Source organism: Paenibacillus sp. RC84, from assembly GCF_041260495.1.
Lineage (GTDB): Bacteria > Bacillota > Bacilli > Paenibacillales > NBRC-103111 > Paenibacillus_F.
Genome location: NZ_JBGBYL010000011.1, coordinates 256,461 through 271,580, shown reverse-complemented (window position 1 = coordinate 271,580; position 15,120 = coordinate 256,461). Strand labels below are relative to the sequence as shown.

The following is a 15,120-nucleotide window of genomic DNA, read 5'->3' as shown; positions in this document are numbered from 1 at the left end:
GGGTTACATACCTCCCAGGATTTGATCTAACGTAAGGATGTTGGTTTTCGATTCTTCGATCAGCTTTTGTCGATCTTCTTGGCTCATTGCAGCCGATTCCGGCTTTTTAAGAGTTTGAATAAGCGACTCGGGAACGTTTGAGAACTTGGCAAGAATGTCCATGTCAGAGCATGCGGCAAGCTCTTTCGCTTCAACGATCACGTCACATAAACCATAATCAAAGCATTCTTGAGCTGTAAGCCAGGTTTCAGCCTCCAAGATTTCGACTAACTTTTCTCGGCTCAAAGATTCACCCGTTTTGCTAAGATAAGCCTCGATCAAGCTTTCTGTCCTTTTTTCAAGATCATCTGCTGTCTTTCGAAAGTCAGATGCATTTCCCATCGCTATTGTCCAAGGTAGATGTAGCATCATCATGGTGTTTTTTGGCATATAGATGGTGTCGCCGGCCATAGCAATTGTTGATGCAATACTAGCTGCCACTCCATCGACATAAACGTTCACATGAGCTTTATGTCGCTTGAGAATCGTGTGAATAGCTTGACCCTGTGCTACTTCACCGCCGGGAGAATTGATGTAAACGTTCAGTATCCGAATATCTCCCAAGGCTTGAAGGTCCTGATTAAAACTCTGGGCTGTGGTTTCGCTATCTTCCCATTTCGAAGAAGTAATCTCCCCATAAACGTACAATTCGCCAACGTTATTAACTGCATTTCGGAATTCCCAGAACCGTTTCTTCACTCGGTTTTCACCCCCTTCCTCTGCTCGACAGGTGTATCAATCGGGTAAAGGTCGCCGCTGATATAAAGTTTCTCGCCGCCCTCTTCAGGAGGCAGCTCTTCCCACGCTCGCGCTTCATTCGGCTTGAAAACCCCGGACCGAATCATTTTGAAATAGAACTCGCCGCGTGTTTGTGTGTCACCACGCAAAAGAGCGCCAAGATTGAACTTTAAATAAAGTCCTCTTTGGCGCTCTTGAGCGGTTAGCAGTTTTCGATTAAATTCCTGTTCATATTGCCTTACGATCGGAAGCAAGGTTCCTTGCACAAATTCAAGGGATAGCTGCTCCATGCTGCTAAAGCTTGATCCTTCGGTTTCCCCAACCATGTGCAGCGGCATGTTGAATACTGTTGCCACGCGGGATTTTGTTACCTTCTCGACCTCAAATACCTTAGTATCAAGGAAATTGCGATCAATTGGAGTGATTTCCGTACCAGTCTCCTGTATCAGGACGCCCCCGTTATCCCGGTAGAAGCTACGGAAGTTGTCCAGTATTTCTTTCTTCTTTTCTGGACTAAGGTTAGTCGCCATCTTGAGGATGAAGCTCGCCGTAATGGACATATCCATCTGATCCAGGCTAAATTTACGCACTTTGCTGTCAAAATCGACCGTATTGGCAAGCACGTCGATGGGATTTATACCCTTGTAGCCGGTTGTATGGATGTGCTTAACGTGGATCATGTCCATGTTGTGAACGAAATAAATTCCCTTGTCTCCGTTGATCTCATACCAAAGGTCCAGTGTGTCCTTTTCGATTACCGGCTCCACCTTGGCCGGGTCCAGGATCACAAGAGCTTCGACCTGATAGCGTGAGTCGTACTTTTTGAGCGCGTATCCATTACCATAGCTGTCCCGGTGTACCTCAAGCGTCCGAATAAAGTCAAAACTGGTCATATTACCATTTGGCGCATTGGAAATCAGATCGGAAATCGGGGTGCTAACGGGCTTGAAGTCCTTGTACAGCTTTAAAGGTAAGGTCCCCATCGCATTCGAGAGTCTTGAGATTGCGGCGAAAATCGTTTCATTGTTTGCAAGAGCGTTGCCACCACGTCCGATAAAGATGTTTTTAGGCGAAAACCACTTAGCAAAACCGCCGTAGTCAGAGGCTTTGTTCCGGACTAAATCCCAAAACATTCGTATTCGCTGCCGTAATTTGATTGCCATCACCTCCCCAGCAAGCTGCTCATTGATACATACTCGACTTTACCGGTCGGAGCCGGTACGGAAATTTTCTTCATGACTTCTACGTGAGCATTAATAAAGGCCGCGAAACCGTCAATTTTACGGTAGCGACCCTGTTTTTTTGGCAACCTGTCACGCTTCGGATCGTTGCCAAGCTTCACGTTATTTACATACCACCTAAATAGCCGATTCCTATTGAATATCACCTTGCCGTCAATAAACAGTTCTTTTGCATCGTCAACAGCCGGCCCTAGTGTGAGTTGCCCTTGCCGCACAACTTCCATTTCAAACCCGTAAGCTCTGAGCGCTTCGACGAGCTGGAATGCCTTGGCCGGGTCATACATGATTTTTTCGATTGAGAAGCGTTTTGACTGCTCCACAAACCAATCGTAGACGTACTCTTTTTTGACGTATTCACCCGGGACGATAGTGAGCAGCCCGGTTTTCGCAAGCTCTCGATATGGAATCTTCTCGTTGTCCATCCGCACTTTCGCTTCCGGCACCCAAGAATGCGAAAGTACAAGCACTTCTCCTGTTTCTTGAAATGGGAACTCAAGACAAGCGCTTGTAAGATCCTCACTGTCCGAAAGGTCGAATCCTCCGATGCAACCTTGGCCCTCAAGCTCTTCTACAGGAACCATTTTTTTATTCCTGTTCAAGATTTCAGGTGTGACAAAAGACTGTTCGCTGTTATTCATGAACAGATTGAATTGCTTGGTCACCCAGTCGTTATACTCTTGCGGTACGTGCCGATCTGTGTTGAAATCCTGAACTAATTCCGGGAGATTCAGCGTCACGCCAATATTCGGATTGGCCTTGATCCACATTGCCGGATTTTCGATTTCTTTCACGTCATCCAGCTCAGCCATGAAATAAAACTTTCGTTCCTGATCCGTTTCCCCGGCTAGTACGTCCGTAGCAATTTCGTAATACTCCATCAGCGGTCCGTCAAGCTGATAACCCGCCGTCGTAATGTAAATGACCATCGGCTGCTTACGGGCCGACCATGACCGCTTGATAACGTTTATGAGCTTAAAGTTTTTAAACTCGTGGATCTCGTCGAAGATTCCAAGGTGGGTGTTCAGACCGTCTAGTTTCTCGCTGTCTGAGGCGCGCGGTTCAATCTGGCTGAACGTTTTGGCGAAGAAAATACCCTTCTGGTTTTCCCTGAACCGCTTTTTCAGCGCTGGGGACTTCTTAACCATTGCTCGGGATTCGTCGAACAGCTCCCCGGCCTGCTGCTTGGTGTTCGCCAGAACGTAAACCCGTGCGCCTTCTTCCCCGTCCTTAGACGAGGAAAAGAGCGATACACCAGAGATTTTTGTCGTTTTCCCGTTCTTCCGACCAATAAAAATAAGCCCCTCGCGGAAGCGACGGAGCCCGGTATCTTTATGAATCCAACCATACATTGAACCTAGCGCGAAATGCTGCCACGGCTGGAGGACCAATTTATCATAATCACCCTTGGAGGGCTTGCAATACTTTTCGATAAACTTAATTGGTCGGTGACCATGTTCTTCGCAAAAAATGTAGGGAAATTCCTCTGTCCCTTGCCTTTTCAGGTCACTCAAGTGCCTTTGGCAAGCCTGAATGACTTTTTTGCAAGCTGTAATATCCCCCGCGACAACCCGCTCTGCATACCAAGTTGTAAGCAGACCTGGAGAAAAATCTACATGTATATGACGCTTCTGCACCTGTTCTCTGTGCCATTCCTGATACCACTTTTGAATAACTGTGGGACTAGAAGTCGTCGAAATCATCGCCGTCATCTGTATTCACACCCATTCCCACCTTTTTACGCTGAGCCGGTGTGAGCCCAAGAGATTTCAGCAGGTTGTTAAGCGTTTGAACAGTCTTTGTTAGCTCGATTGACAGGGGGTTTTTCACCAAATTTGTGGCCCCCGCCTTGTTCGTATACTCATACATAAGCTTGGAGTTTTTCACCTCAGCTTGAAGCCGCCTGTAAAACTGGTGAGTCTCCAGATAGAGCTTGATCAACTCTTCATCTGACTCCTTATATGAGTCGCCCAGGTATTCGCGAATCCGTTTTGCAGTAGGTACAGCCACCGGCTTTACCCCCCTTTCATGAAAAAATGGTCCGCGTAACGAACGAAGCACCGCCCCCGGTCCCTAGGGCCCCTCGCTTCCAGAATTAGGTACAGGGGGGCTTGTGACGTTATGGGAATGGGGATTTGTTCATCTGAACATCAAAGCGCCTTACAAGTCAATTCTGAGCGTCGAACATCCGGTCACCACCTCTCAATGTTTGCTTTCACTTCAATCACCGTCGCCTTGCGTTCATTACGCTCCGACTTCTTCCCTCTCCCCTTTTCGGGGTGCAGCTTGTTATGGCACGATGCACACACGCTTTCCAGGTTGGCCAGTGTTAGCCCAAGTTCCGGGTATCGCTCCAGCTCTTTGATATGGTGGACGATCTCAGCAGATACAAGTCGATCATTCTTCAAACACGATTGGCATAGATAGTTATCCCGAATCAATGCTACTTCTCTACACTTGAGCCATGCCGCGGTCTTGTAGAATGGGTTAACTTTCTTCATCGCACACTTTTCTGCATTCTGCCCATCCAGTAAGACTAACTATCTCCTGCTCACTGAACCTGCCGATTAACCTATCCCTTGTTGTTCTCACTCCATCGGGTGCGGATGACCTACCTCTAGGGTTGGACACGTAATGCCACTGGCTTCGTTTCAACCCTCGTTCTTGTGCAATACTTGCAGCTACACTGTATGTTCGGGTGCTGATAAGATAAGGGCACTCTAGGTTGTCTCTTATCTTATCCATAGGCCCACTCACCACATCCCATAGAGCTTGTTCAGCTCGATCCATATTTTCATACTTCCCGCTAAAGACCATTAGTTCCGCAAGTTCTTTTATCCTTGTTTTAATCACTCTTGGTTCGCCCCCTTGTTTAAAATAAAAACCACCTGATTAGGTGGCCGTGGTAAAACACTCCTGTAAAAAACTAATGATAAACAAAAAAAGCACATACTATGTGCTTTTTTGCTCTATTGGTCCCTCGAGAGCAGGGTGTATTAAATTTAGATATTGTTCAATACTTGTCGAAGTTATTAATGCTTTGATTTTAGCGTCTATAATCTCCAAAAAGCTATGGCCATTTAAAATTAGATGGAAATCACTAATATTAAAATCGAGGATATATACCTTTTCAGCCATTTTCTCTTTAAGAAGAAACAACTTTTTTGTCAGTCCTGTAGCATCCCTCCATTCCTTACCAGTAAATCCGTGATATGAAAATAAAAATCCATACCTCGTAGAATTGGAGACCAGCAGTGAATGAAATTTTCCAACCCATGTGACACTGACTTTACCTTTATAGTTTTTACATTCTGATAAAAACAATTGACCATCAAAGGGTAAATACTTTTCGAAATGTTTTCCACGAAAGCTCAGTTCGAGTATTTGATCTATTTCATTGGTATCTGTTCTGATATTAGTGTGGACTTCAAATAATCCAGTACTTTTTATGAGAAAAGTAACTAAATTCTCGAGTGCTTTTCCTTTTTGGGATTTTATATTCTCTCCTTGAGCTTCTGTTTTAGAGTTAACTTCAATAAGTTCATCAAGTAAAATTTTATAATCGTTCAACACTGAATCTTTTAGCCTTGTCAATTCCTTGTAAGCCTGTTCTTTATAATCCAATCTTTCAAGATATTCTTCAATAGAAAATCCCTGGTTATTCATCGCATAGTACCTTGAAAACTACAATACTTGAAGTTAAAGGATTAAGTGGCTTTACATCTTCACACTCAAAGCATTCTATTTCTTGAGGGATCTCGCTAATTGTCTCAAATATCTGTCCGGTAAATCTACTGCAGCTATGGCAATAAATTTCATAATTAACAGTCAAGATCCCATGGTTCATTATCACATTAAGTATTTGATATGCTAATGACATATCAATATTCAACTCTCTTATCAAGACGCCAGGATAGATATAGTTATTTTTTTTAAACGGCTGGATTATCACGAGCAGTTTCTCCAATTTCTTCTGCGATATCAGATTCAATCCTTTCAAGCTCTTTTCTATTATCGATAATATATTTGGTGACATAATCCATCTTCTCCATTATAGTTTGCCGCCCATAATAACTAAGTAAAGTATACCCTTTATTTTCATAATTATGCCTAAACTTCACTACAGTTCCTTCATTTTTATCGTCACCCTTCCACCTTAATGATATCCAGGGTAGATCAGAAGTGGACTCTGTTTCTGCAATGAACTTGTCCAATATATCTTTAATTTTAGGAGACTCTTCAAACAAATCTTCATGTAGACGAATCAACTCTTTTAGTTCTCCGAGTAGTGGGAGAACTGAATTTCCTGTCTGTCCAGTATAGAGTTCCGCCTTTGCACCAGTGCTCATACTCATCGCTTGAGAGTGAATAATAACTTCATCTTGATCCTTCTTGTTAATGAAATTGATTATTGCAGCAAGATTAATGTTTTCAAGTTCAAATTTCGCAACCTCTCTAAACCACTTAACAACAAACTCTACTTGATTGTGATAAAAAAGCTCATCTTCTTGTTGGAAAATATTTCTTACTTTATCAAACCTTATTTCTAAAACTCCCAAATGACTAAAGTATACGCCTAATACGTTATATTTGATCTGTCTTTTCTCGCCTGTTTGAGTATATCCGGTGAGCAGTTTACTGAATTTAAGAAGTGAGACATTCCCGATGCCTAACCGTGTTGGAATTGTCTTAGCTGATTCCAACTGGTTGTCAAATATAGCATCATGTTTGTAATCAGGAGATTTAAAATTCACGACTTTTGTACTTTTTTCGAGTTCCGTAAATATGTTATCGTCTTTTGGCGTAGCATTAAATATAGCAGCAAAATGATAAGACTTAAAAAACTCTCGCTTCTCAATTTCCTTAAGTACGTTATCACTTTCCAATCCTCTTATTAATTGATCATCTTCTTGAACATCTGTTAAATCTACTGCATCACTTGGTTTAGTCGCCTGATTCTTTTTCAATTTAACAAGGTCCAGTTTGTCCAGCTTGGCCAGTATCTCCTTTTGGATATATTTAGGATAAATTTCATTAACTGTCGCAATAACCTGTTGTTTATAGTCACCACTTGTATGCAAATCATCTGCCATGATAATCACCTTCGTTTATTTATTCTTGTACCAATATCTTACACCTAATATTGCATTTGAGCCATTACTTTCTCTTCCTAAACGCAACTTCTCTCACCGTCTTAACGCTATGGCATGTTGCACACAGCGGTTGCCAATTCCTTTGATCCCAAAACAGCACCATATCCCCTTTGTGTGGCACGATGTGGTCAACGACCGTGGCCGATTCTAGTTTCCCCTTTTCCCTGCAATGTACGCAGAGTGGATGTTGCTGGAGGTACTGCAATCTTGATTGCCTCCACTTATATCCGTATCCTCTCGATGCTGCTGTTCCTCTCTGTCGATCTTGTAGCTGCTGTTTCTCTTTGGCATGCTTATCGCAATATCGTTCAGTAGTAAGTTCTGGACAGTACGGAGAGTTGCACGGTTTTCTCGCTTTTGGCGGCATATCCTCACTTTCTTTCCAAACATATCCTTTATTTCGTCATCAGGCGAACATAATGCCGTCTATTTGGCGTTTTCTATCTCCAAACGACCATTCACATATCCAGCACATAAAACACCTTAGAATCAATTTTAAAGGCATGGCAAAAAGTCATGATCCGAGTGGTCATGACTATGTATGTTTTATTTAATTTAATTTCTTTTCTTTTGTGTAGTTAATGTATGCATTAATACCAGTTGAAGCGAGTTAATGTAGTAACACCATTGTAAATGGTCATCCTGATTTAGAGCAAAATACATATGTTTTATATATATTTCTTAGATCATTCTTGTTAGTTGTTAGAAGCCTGTTAATTCGATTGTTAATGCCTTTGTTGGTTCTTTGAGAAAGGAAACAGTAAACCCTTATTTATAAAGCATTGTGGCGTTTTCTAGCTTTGTTGGCTACATTGTTTATTATATTGTTAATTTTTGAGTAGATATTAGGAGTGGTATCGAGCATAAAAAAAAAGCGCCCGCAGGTGCTTCAGAGGCGAAAATTTAGTCGAATAGAAAGAATCGGTAGTTATCTTTTCCATGCTGAACTTCCGTAGTTAATGGATCGTCTGAAAAACAAACCCAGTATTTTTTGTGATTTAAGTTTATATCATACTCAAAGCTTTTAATATTTTTAATCGAAATTGAAGAATAAGTACCCTGCCCGTCTTTTAATGAGAAGTTAATAATAACTCCATGCCCATTACTCTGTACATTGGCGTCTATTAATGTGTAATCAATTTCGTTAGTTGGATAGTTAGCCGTTGTGCCAATTCTAATCTTCTTACCGATTGTATTTTGGATATCGCTTATCATATCCAGACAGCATCCAATAACCAACGGTTCAGTAATATGTCCCTTATATCCCATATATTTCCCCTCCTTTTTTAATAATAATTCCTTTTTCTCTTTTTCCACTCCTTCAAAAAAAGTTCTATTGTGACTTTTTTTTAAACAAAAAGCAGCACCGATCAACTCGGGCTGCTCTCTTTATTTCCTATGCTATAAATATAACACGTTCAAAGCCAAATGAGCGATTAATAAAATCTATTATTCGTACGAAAAAAGTTGTTTTATTGTCTTTCCCCTAACTCTATAATTTAAGTACACACCAAAATTATTACCCAAAGAATCGGGAGTGCTTATCCAATGTTAAAAAGAGAGTATCTGCTCGAACTTGGTATCGAAAACATACTTAACTATCTCAGAAAATCACGCCAGGATATTGAGCTAGAAAAACGAACTGGTGAAGATACGCTCAAATCACAGAAAGATTTAATGGACAGCGTACTCAATCCCCTTGGGATTCCCTTTGTCCAAAGAGCAGAGATCGGGTCTGGAGACAAAATTTCGACTCGCCCAGTTTTCCAAGGTGTTATTGAAGACTTGCGCGCCGGAATTTACCAAGCAATAGCGGTTAAAGAAATATCTCGTATGGGCCGTGGGTCTTATACAGACATGGGAATCATTTATGACCTCATAGTGGAAAGACGAATATATGTCATCACGCCTTGGAAAATTTATGACCCGAAAAATCAGGCTGATTTACGTCAAATTCGTTTTGAATTGTTTATGAGTCGGGAGGAATTCGAAACCACAAGGGAACGTCTATCGGGTGGACGCGTACTTAAAGCCCTAGAAGGTAAATGGATGGCTGGCAAACCTCCTTTCGGGTATTATCTCGATACTCAATCCACGAAGCTTGTAATCAACGATGAGGAGGCTGTGGTCGTTCGATTAATCTTTAATCTTTATGCTACTGGAATTCCATTGAGCAATGGTAAGACTAAAGACGCCGGTGTACGAGCTATTGCTACTTATCTAAGACGGATTGGCATAAAAACGCCACTTGGAAATGATGGCTGGCGTCCTGATAACATCAAATACATGCTGTCAAATGAGTGCTACATAGGGGTTATAAAATACCGGACTACTACAAACGTTGAAGGAAAAACAGTCCCTCGCCCTGCTGAAGAACATATTATTATCGTAGACGCTCATGAAGCTATCATTGATGAAACATTGTGGCTGAAAGTCCAAAGCAAGCTAACAGACCCAGGAACCTACAGGCCCCGAGTAAGGATGGACTACAGCGCGTATGAATTGACCGGACTTCCTGTTTGTAAGGTATGCGGTCTTAAAATGATACGACAAGTACAAAAACAACAGTACAAATCAAAAAAGACCGGCGAGATTACTACATACAATAAAGAATTTCTACGCTGTGCAACAAACGGTTGTGTAATGGTCAAATACAAATCAATTGAAGAGGATCTATTACATACATTAAAATACATACAAGAATTAGATTCAGAGTTAATGCAACCGATTCTTAATCAAATGATCGGCGAGAAAAAAACGGCAGGGAACGCCAATTTGGAGGACATATCGGGGTTTGTAGAGAGACGCACAAAGGAACTCTCAAATAGACTTAAATTCATCTACGAGAAATATGAGAGTGGAATCTATACAGATGAAATGTTCGTGGAGCGAAAATCCGAGATCGATAAAGAAATGTTGCGGTTAAAAGAAATGTCTAACCCTCAAGTACAGGAGCAATTAATTGAAAAGGAACCTCAAGTCGACTACGAAAAAATAAAGGATAAATTCGGATCCATACTTGAATCTTATCATGCTTGCGGTGAAGATAAAGCCAGTAAAAATTCCATATTGCGCAAGGTATTTGATCATGTCCAAATTGAGGTGTTAGAAAAAGGGCGGGGGAGTATCCCGGCTAAACATGTTATATATCCCGTGTTAAAATACGATATACTTAAATCTGATATTTTGGTTTTATGAGTACTTATATGACAAAACGACGAAGGATATCGCACAGCAGCTTTTTATCAGCGAGAAGACCGTGCGTAACCATATCTCGAATGTCATGCAAAAGTTGAATGTAAAAGGTCGTTCACAGGCGGTAGTCGAGCTAATCAAGCTCGGGGAGCTAAAAATCTGACGCAGCCACCCTTGCCAGGGCACAGAAAACCTTCCGGTCATCCTCTAAGGATAACGGAAGGTCTTTTCTTGTTTGGGGTTGTGTTTTTTGGGGGGTTAGTTTTAAAACATGATTAAGGGCTGCTGTCGGAAACCCAATGAGTTTTTGTTGACATTGATAAGCTTGAAATCCTTAAATTCGTGCATCTCGTCAAAGATTCTAAGATGCTTATTCACACCGTTAGGCTTCTCGCTGTCTGAAGCTCATGGCTCCATTTGACTAAATGTTTTGGCAAGGAAGATACCTTTATGATTTTCTCTGAATCAGGGATTTTAACAGATTATTAAGCGTTTGAACGGTCTTAGTTTGCTCAATTGACAGGGGGTTTTTCACCAAATTTGTGGCCCCTGCTTTGTTCGTATACTCATACATGAGCTTGGAGTTTTTCACCTAAGCTTGAAGTCGCCTGTAAAACTGATGAGTCTCCAGATAGAGCTTGATCAACTCTTCATCTGACTCCTTATATGAGTCGCCCAAGTATTCGCGAATCCGTTTTGCAGTAGGTACAGCCACCGGCTTACCCCCCGCTCATATAGAAATGTTATCCGCGTAACAAACGAAGCACCGCCTCCGGTCCCCCCTGCCCCTCGCTTCCAGAATTAGGGGCAGGGGGGGCTTGCAACGTTATGGGAATGGTATTTATTCCTCTGAACATCAGAGCGCCTTACAAATCAATTCTGAGCGTCGAACATCTGGTCACCACCTCTCAATGTTTGCTTTCACTTCGATCACTCTTGCCCTGCGTTTCTTAACATCAGGCTTCTTCCCTTTTCCCTTCACTGGATGCAGCTTGTTATGGCACGATGCACATACACTCTCTAGGTTATCCAGTGTTAGCCCAAGCTCCGGGTATAGCTCCAGCTCTTTGATATGGTGGACAACCTCAGCAGATACAAGACGATCGTTCTTCAAACACGACTGGCATAGATAGTTATCCCGAATCAATGCTACTTCTCTACACTTGAGCCATGCCGCGGTCTTGTAGAATGGGTTAACTTTCTTCATCGCACACTTTTCTGGATTCTGCCCATCCAGTAAGACTACATATCTCCTGCTCACTGAACCTGCCGATTAACCTATCCCTTGTTGTTCTCACGCCATCAGGTGCGGACGACCTACCTCTTGGATCGGACACGTAAAGCCACTGGCTTCGTTTCAGTCCTCGTTCTTGCGCAATACTTGCAGCTACGCTGTATGTACGGGCGCTGATGAGATACTTGTACTTTATGTCGTCTCTTACCTTATCCATAGGCCCATTTACCAAATCCCATATCGCTTGTTCAGCTTGCTCCATGTTTTCATACTTCTCACTGAAGACCAACAGTTCAGCAAGTTCTTTTACCCTTGCCTTAATCATCCTTGCTTCGCCTCCTTACAAAATAAAAAGCCACCCTTTCGGGTGACCTGCTCATATACTTGTGAAAGCAAAATAGACGACTGCGCAGATTACAAGAATCATGTAACCAATTAACAGGCCGAGCTTTATGTAATACCGGAAGTTAGGGGGCTTACGGCGTGTATATCGGTTATTCCTGAATACATTGGGATCATAGTTCATGGCTTCACCTTTCATGGAACTTTTTCCCAATTGTACAACATAAACTTATACGTTTCAACGTTTAAAACTTATAGAATGCTTATGCTCCCCTTAGCTTTTGTCTACACTAGCCTACAGGGAGGTTAGCAACTTGGACATTTTAAAACTAACAGGAGCCCGTATCAGGGAATTACGTAAGCTTCAAGGACTTTCTCAAGAAGCTCTTGCTGAACGAGCTGGCTTACACATGGTTTACCTCGGCGGCATGGAGAGAGGCGAACGTAATATCACTCTCGAGAACCTTGCCAAAATAGCTCAAGCTCTTAACGTTGAAGTCATGGAGCTTTTAAACTTTAATAGTAGCGGAACAGAAGATGACGATATTATCGTTGCCGTTACTGCCGCCCTTCGGGACAGAAGCACAGAAGACAAACGGCGTATTCTGCAGATAATTAACCTGATACCGAAAAGCGGTGAGTGATACAACTGCGGGTAGGGATTTGCACCCTACATGATGGCTTCCTCTCGCTAACGGGTTTTTATCGTGGACCCGTACCAACTTGGAGCCTTATACCCGCAAGCCCATCAGCGTACTGTTTACCATAGCGAAAGTACGTCTACCTATTCCGTCACCGCAGTAAATAAAAAAGCCGCCCAGATTGGACGACTTTGGTTTGATATATGCGATTGACGTGTTTTGAGCTGCATTTAAACAATGGCGGCCGTCACCCTCCATCAACCTTTAAATTGCTTACTCTTTTTATCTTTCGAAATATATTTGCTTATCTTATCAACAACCCAGACCACACCGTAAGAAATAACTAAGATAATAACAAAAAAATAAAGGCTAACGGTTTCTTTGACAAAATAGCCGGCTATTGTTATAAGAATTGCGGTTGCTAGCCCGATTATTACGTCTTTCACGATAAAACCTCCTCGCGTATCGAATCAATCAGCCCAACCCATGAACTCAGTCTGTACATGGGTTGGAGTCGTATAGCTGGAGTCTGTATACGATACTTTCGTTGCGTAATAAGCATATCTATTGTCACTAGTATAAACTTTTCTGGTCAATATTGTGCAGTATTCAATTTGCCTGTTTTTTAACCGAGCAATTACATCACTTAAAAAAGCTTGAGTAACTGTAGTCAACCAGTAATTTCCGATTCTCTGCGTTATTAATCCTGATACACCACGGATAGAAGCTTCTATGGCGAATTTAGTTACGGAACTATCAAATACTTTTCTTACTGGTCCTTCAATAACTTCGCCGTCACCGAGATCTGGTATTGGTATGGAATTTGTTCCATTTCCATTGGGTACAGCAAAATTCGAAAAAATTGCTTTTTCATCCTCACTAAGCGGGTGAAGATCATTGACCGTTATTTCTACACCATTCTCCACCCAAGAAGTTTCAACTTTTGTACCCGTATTCTGACTTTGTGTATTGTTGTTGGCGTATAGCGGACTTACTGACGTCAAAAAGATACTTGCGGACAATACTCCTACAAACAATTTTTTCATAAAGCCTCCCTATTGAATGTCCTTCATATAAATTTTACCATATATGTTAATAGAGAACAATTTTTGTAATAGGGAGGCGTACAACAGAAAGGCGAGAAGATATCGTTCTGTTGTCAGTTCTGGACAGTATGGAGAGTTGCATGGTTTTCTCGCTTTTGGTGGCACATCCTCACTTCCTTTCCAGTATCATCCTTTAATCGATCATCAAACGAACAGAATGCCGTCTATTTAACGTTTTCTATCTCTCAACGACCATTTACATATCCAGCCCATAAAACGTCTTATAATCAATTTTAAGACATGGGAAAAAGTCATGATCCGAGTGGTCATGACTATGTATGTTTTATTTAATTTAATTTCTTTTCTTTTGTGTAGTTAATGTATACATTAATGCCAGTTGATGCGAGTTATTGTAGTAAAAACGATACAGTAACCATTGAAGAAGTGTCGTTAATGTATACAGAAACCCTAGTTAATGTTAGCAGAAACTAATACGTTTTGTGACTTTTAATCATTGTGTAAGCAATAAATGAATAAATCTTTGTTTACGGATGTTTAAAGCGTCTTACTCGGTATGTTGCTTAGCGTTTAAATATTTCACTGAACTTAGTGTAATCTTCTTCATATATGAAAATATTTCTTTTATATTCAATCGTGTAGTTAAGATGCTCAGTTTCTCGATCTTTTCCAACCCAAAGCATAAAATAGGCTATCACTTGTTGCTCAAAAAAAGAAATCTGTGATTGCAATGTTTTTATATATTCATCTTTTGTACCCTTCAGGCTCTCCTCCGAATAAATTATTTCTGCGATTCTTCTTAAGTTCCTGAGATATGGAGCCAGAAGCACATAGTAATTGTCTTTAAATACTAAATTAAGGGCGTCTTGCAAATTTTCAGGTTTTTTGTGCTCTTTTATAATATCAAGCGCAATTTTCTCGAAAACATATCTACCATCGAACTCCCTGCGCTCCTGTTCAATTGTAAATTTTGTAATATGATGATTTACCGGTGCTGGTATCTTAATTGATAGAGATTTTACAATATCATGATGTAAATTTATTAAATTAAAGAACGTAGTCTCGAATCTCTGTGTTATAAAAACTTCACGTGTTAATTTAGACTCTTCGCGCTGCAGTTTTAATTCTTCTCTTTGAAGCTGAAATTCTTTCTTTTGAATAAATATAGTGTAAACGATACCTGCTAATGCCATTCCCGAGAACAATGCATTTACCGATCCAAACATATCACCGAAAGTACCTGGACTATCAGGTACTCCTAAATAAGACACAATAGTAATAATCCCAGTTAATAGCCATAACACAATAGGAATTGTCATTAATAATCCAAACCTAATAATCCTGCCATTTGGTGCTGTATCCGGCTGATTTTCAAATGACCATTTTTTAAATTTTCCCACACCCACGTTTCCTCCAATACATCTGTACTAGGCAGTTATTATATTGGTAAAATGTCACAAATTCAATCATGATTCT

General features: G+C 41.2%; 16 protein-coding genes and 3 pseudogenes. 3 read left to right on the top strand and 16 right to left on the bottom strand.

Annotated features, from left to right (window positions below):
• Positions 1 to 3: 3 nt before the first annotated feature.
• The 9 genes from ABH899_RS24475 to ABH899_RS24435 all read right to left on the bottom strand — a co-directional run bounded on the left by ABH899_RS24475 (position 4) and on the right by ABH899_RS24435 (position 8,542).
• Positions 4 to 738 carry a head maturation protease, ClpP-related gene (locus tag ABH899_RS24475; protein WP_370001252.1) on the bottom strand — a complete coding sequence of 245 codons (735 nt, stop codon included), beginning with the start codon at positions 736 to 738 and terminating at the stop codon, positions 4 to 6.
• Positions 735 to 1,940, bottom strand: a complete 1,206-nt coding sequence (locus tag ABH899_RS24470; RefSeq protein ID WP_370001250.1) for a phage portal protein — start codon at positions 1,938 to 1,940, stop codon at positions 735 to 737. Before ABH899_RS24470 ends, ABH899_RS24475 begins: the two co-directional genes overlap by 4 nt.
• Positions 1,940 to 3,718, bottom strand: coding sequence for a terminase large subunit (locus tag ABH899_RS24465; protein ID WP_370001314.1), 1,779 nt, complete (start codon positions 3,716 to 3,718; stop codon positions 1,940 to 1,942). The genes ABH899_RS24470 and ABH899_RS24465 overlap by 1 nt, the downstream gene beginning before the upstream one ends.
• A complete protein-coding gene (locus tag ABH899_RS24460) occupies positions 3,699 to 4,025 on the bottom strand; it encodes a P27 family phage terminase small subunit (protein ID WP_370001248.1) in 327 nt (108 codons plus the stop codon). Before ABH899_RS24460 ends, ABH899_RS24465 begins: the two co-directional genes overlap by 20 nt.
• A 182-nt stretch (positions 4,026 to 4,207) precedes the next feature.
• Positions 4,208 to 4,516 carry an HNH endonuclease gene (locus ABH899_RS24455; protein WP_370001246.1) on the bottom strand — a complete coding sequence of 103 codons (309 nt, stop codon included), beginning with the start codon at positions 4,514 to 4,516 and terminating at the stop codon, positions 4,208 to 4,210.
• A 451-nt stretch (positions 4,517 to 4,967) separates the two neighbouring features.
• Positions 4,968 to 5,681 (bottom strand): restriction endonuclease, encoded by a 714-nt coding sequence (locus ABH899_RS24450; protein ID WP_370001244.1) that lies wholly within the window; start codon positions 5,679 to 5,681, stop codon positions 4,968 to 4,970.
• A 266-nt stretch (positions 5,682 to 5,947) separates the two neighbouring features.
• Positions 5,948 to 7,108, bottom strand: coding sequence for a hypothetical protein (locus ABH899_RS24445; protein ID WP_370001242.1), 1,161 nt, complete (start codon positions 7,106 to 7,108; stop codon positions 5,948 to 5,950).
• Between the two features lie 64 nt (positions 7,109 to 7,172).
• Positions 7,173 to 7,535, bottom strand: coding sequence for an HNH endonuclease (locus ABH899_RS24440; protein ID WP_370001240.1), 363 nt, complete (start codon positions 7,533 to 7,535; stop codon positions 7,173 to 7,175).
• A 536-nt stretch (positions 7,536 to 8,071) separates the two neighbouring features.
• Positions 8,072 to 8,542, bottom strand: coding sequence for a hypothetical protein (locus ABH899_RS24435; protein ID WP_370001238.1), 471 nt, complete (start codon positions 8,540 to 8,542; stop codon positions 8,072 to 8,074).
• Between the two features lie 174 nt (positions 8,543 to 8,716).
• Here ABH899_RS24435 and ABH899_RS24430 point away from each other — a divergent pair, with 174 nt between their 5' ends.
• Both ABH899_RS24430 and ABH899_RS24425 read left to right on the top strand, forming a co-directional pair.
• Positions 8,717 to 10,366, top strand: coding sequence for a recombinase family protein (locus ABH899_RS24430; protein WP_370001236.1), 1,650 nt, complete (start codon positions 8,717 to 8,719; stop codon positions 10,364 to 10,366).
• A 10-nt stretch (positions 10,367 to 10,376) separates the two neighbouring features.
• Positions 10,377 to 10,526 (top strand): annotated as a pseudogene (locus tag ABH899_RS24425) (helix-turn-helix domain-containing protein); the annotation flags it as partial.
• 104 nt (positions 10,527 to 10,630) lie between these two features.
• Here the strand turns inward: ABH899_RS24425 and ABH899_RS24420 are convergent.
• The 4 genes and pseudogenes from ABH899_RS24420 to ABH899_RS24405 form a co-directional block, all read right to left on the bottom strand.
• A pseudogene (locus ABH899_RS24420) lies at positions 10,631 to 10,825 on the bottom strand (terminase large subunit); the annotation flags it as partial.
• Positions 10,812 to 11,078 (bottom strand): annotated as a pseudogene (locus tag ABH899_RS24415) (P27 family phage terminase small subunit). The pseudogenes ABH899_RS24420 and ABH899_RS24415, both read right to left, overlap by 14 nt.
• A gap of 183 nt (positions 11,079 to 11,261) precedes the next feature.
• Entirely contained in the window at positions 11,262 to 11,570 is a 309-nt protein-coding gene (locus ABH899_RS24410) for an HNH endonuclease (protein ID WP_370001234.1), read from the bottom strand.
• Complete coding sequence (locus ABH899_RS24405) at positions 11,557 to 11,922, bottom strand: hypothetical protein (protein ID WP_370001232.1); 366 nt, start codon at positions 11,920 to 11,922, stop codon at positions 11,557 to 11,559. Before ABH899_RS24405 ends, ABH899_RS24410 begins: the two co-directional genes overlap by 14 nt.
• A gap of 331 nt (positions 11,923 to 12,253) precedes the next feature.
• Here ABH899_RS24405 and ABH899_RS24400 point away from each other — a divergent pair, with 331 nt between their 5' ends.
• On the top strand, positions 12,254 to 12,583 hold the full coding sequence (locus ABH899_RS24400) for a helix-turn-helix domain-containing protein (RefSeq protein WP_170318612.1): 330 nt from the start codon (positions 12,254 to 12,256) through the stop codon (positions 12,581 to 12,583).
• A 254-nt stretch (positions 12,584 to 12,837) separates the two neighbouring features.
• On the opposite strand, the gene ABH899_RS24395 is transcribed toward ABH899_RS24400, so the two are convergent.
• The 3 genes from ABH899_RS24395 to ABH899_RS24385 all read right to left on the bottom strand — a co-directional run bounded on the left by ABH899_RS24395 (position 12,838) and on the right by ABH899_RS24385 (position 15,044).
• A complete protein-coding gene (locus ABH899_RS24395) occupies positions 12,838 to 13,026 on the bottom strand; it encodes a hypothetical protein (protein ID WP_370001230.1) in 189 nt (62 codons plus the stop codon).
• A gap of 24 nt (positions 13,027 to 13,050) precedes the next feature.
• Positions 13,051 to 13,626, bottom strand: a complete 576-nt coding sequence (locus tag ABH899_RS24390) for a hypothetical protein (RefSeq protein WP_370001228.1) — start codon at positions 13,624 to 13,626, stop codon at positions 13,051 to 13,053.
• Between the two features lie 581 nt (positions 13,627 to 14,207).
• Positions 14,208 to 15,044 carry a putative phage abortive infection protein gene (locus ABH899_RS24385; RefSeq protein ID WP_370001226.1) on the bottom strand — a complete coding sequence of 279 codons (837 nt, stop codon included), beginning with the start codon at positions 15,042 to 15,044 and terminating at the stop codon, positions 14,208 to 14,210.
• Between the last annotated feature and the right edge of the window lie 76 nt (positions 15,045 to 15,120).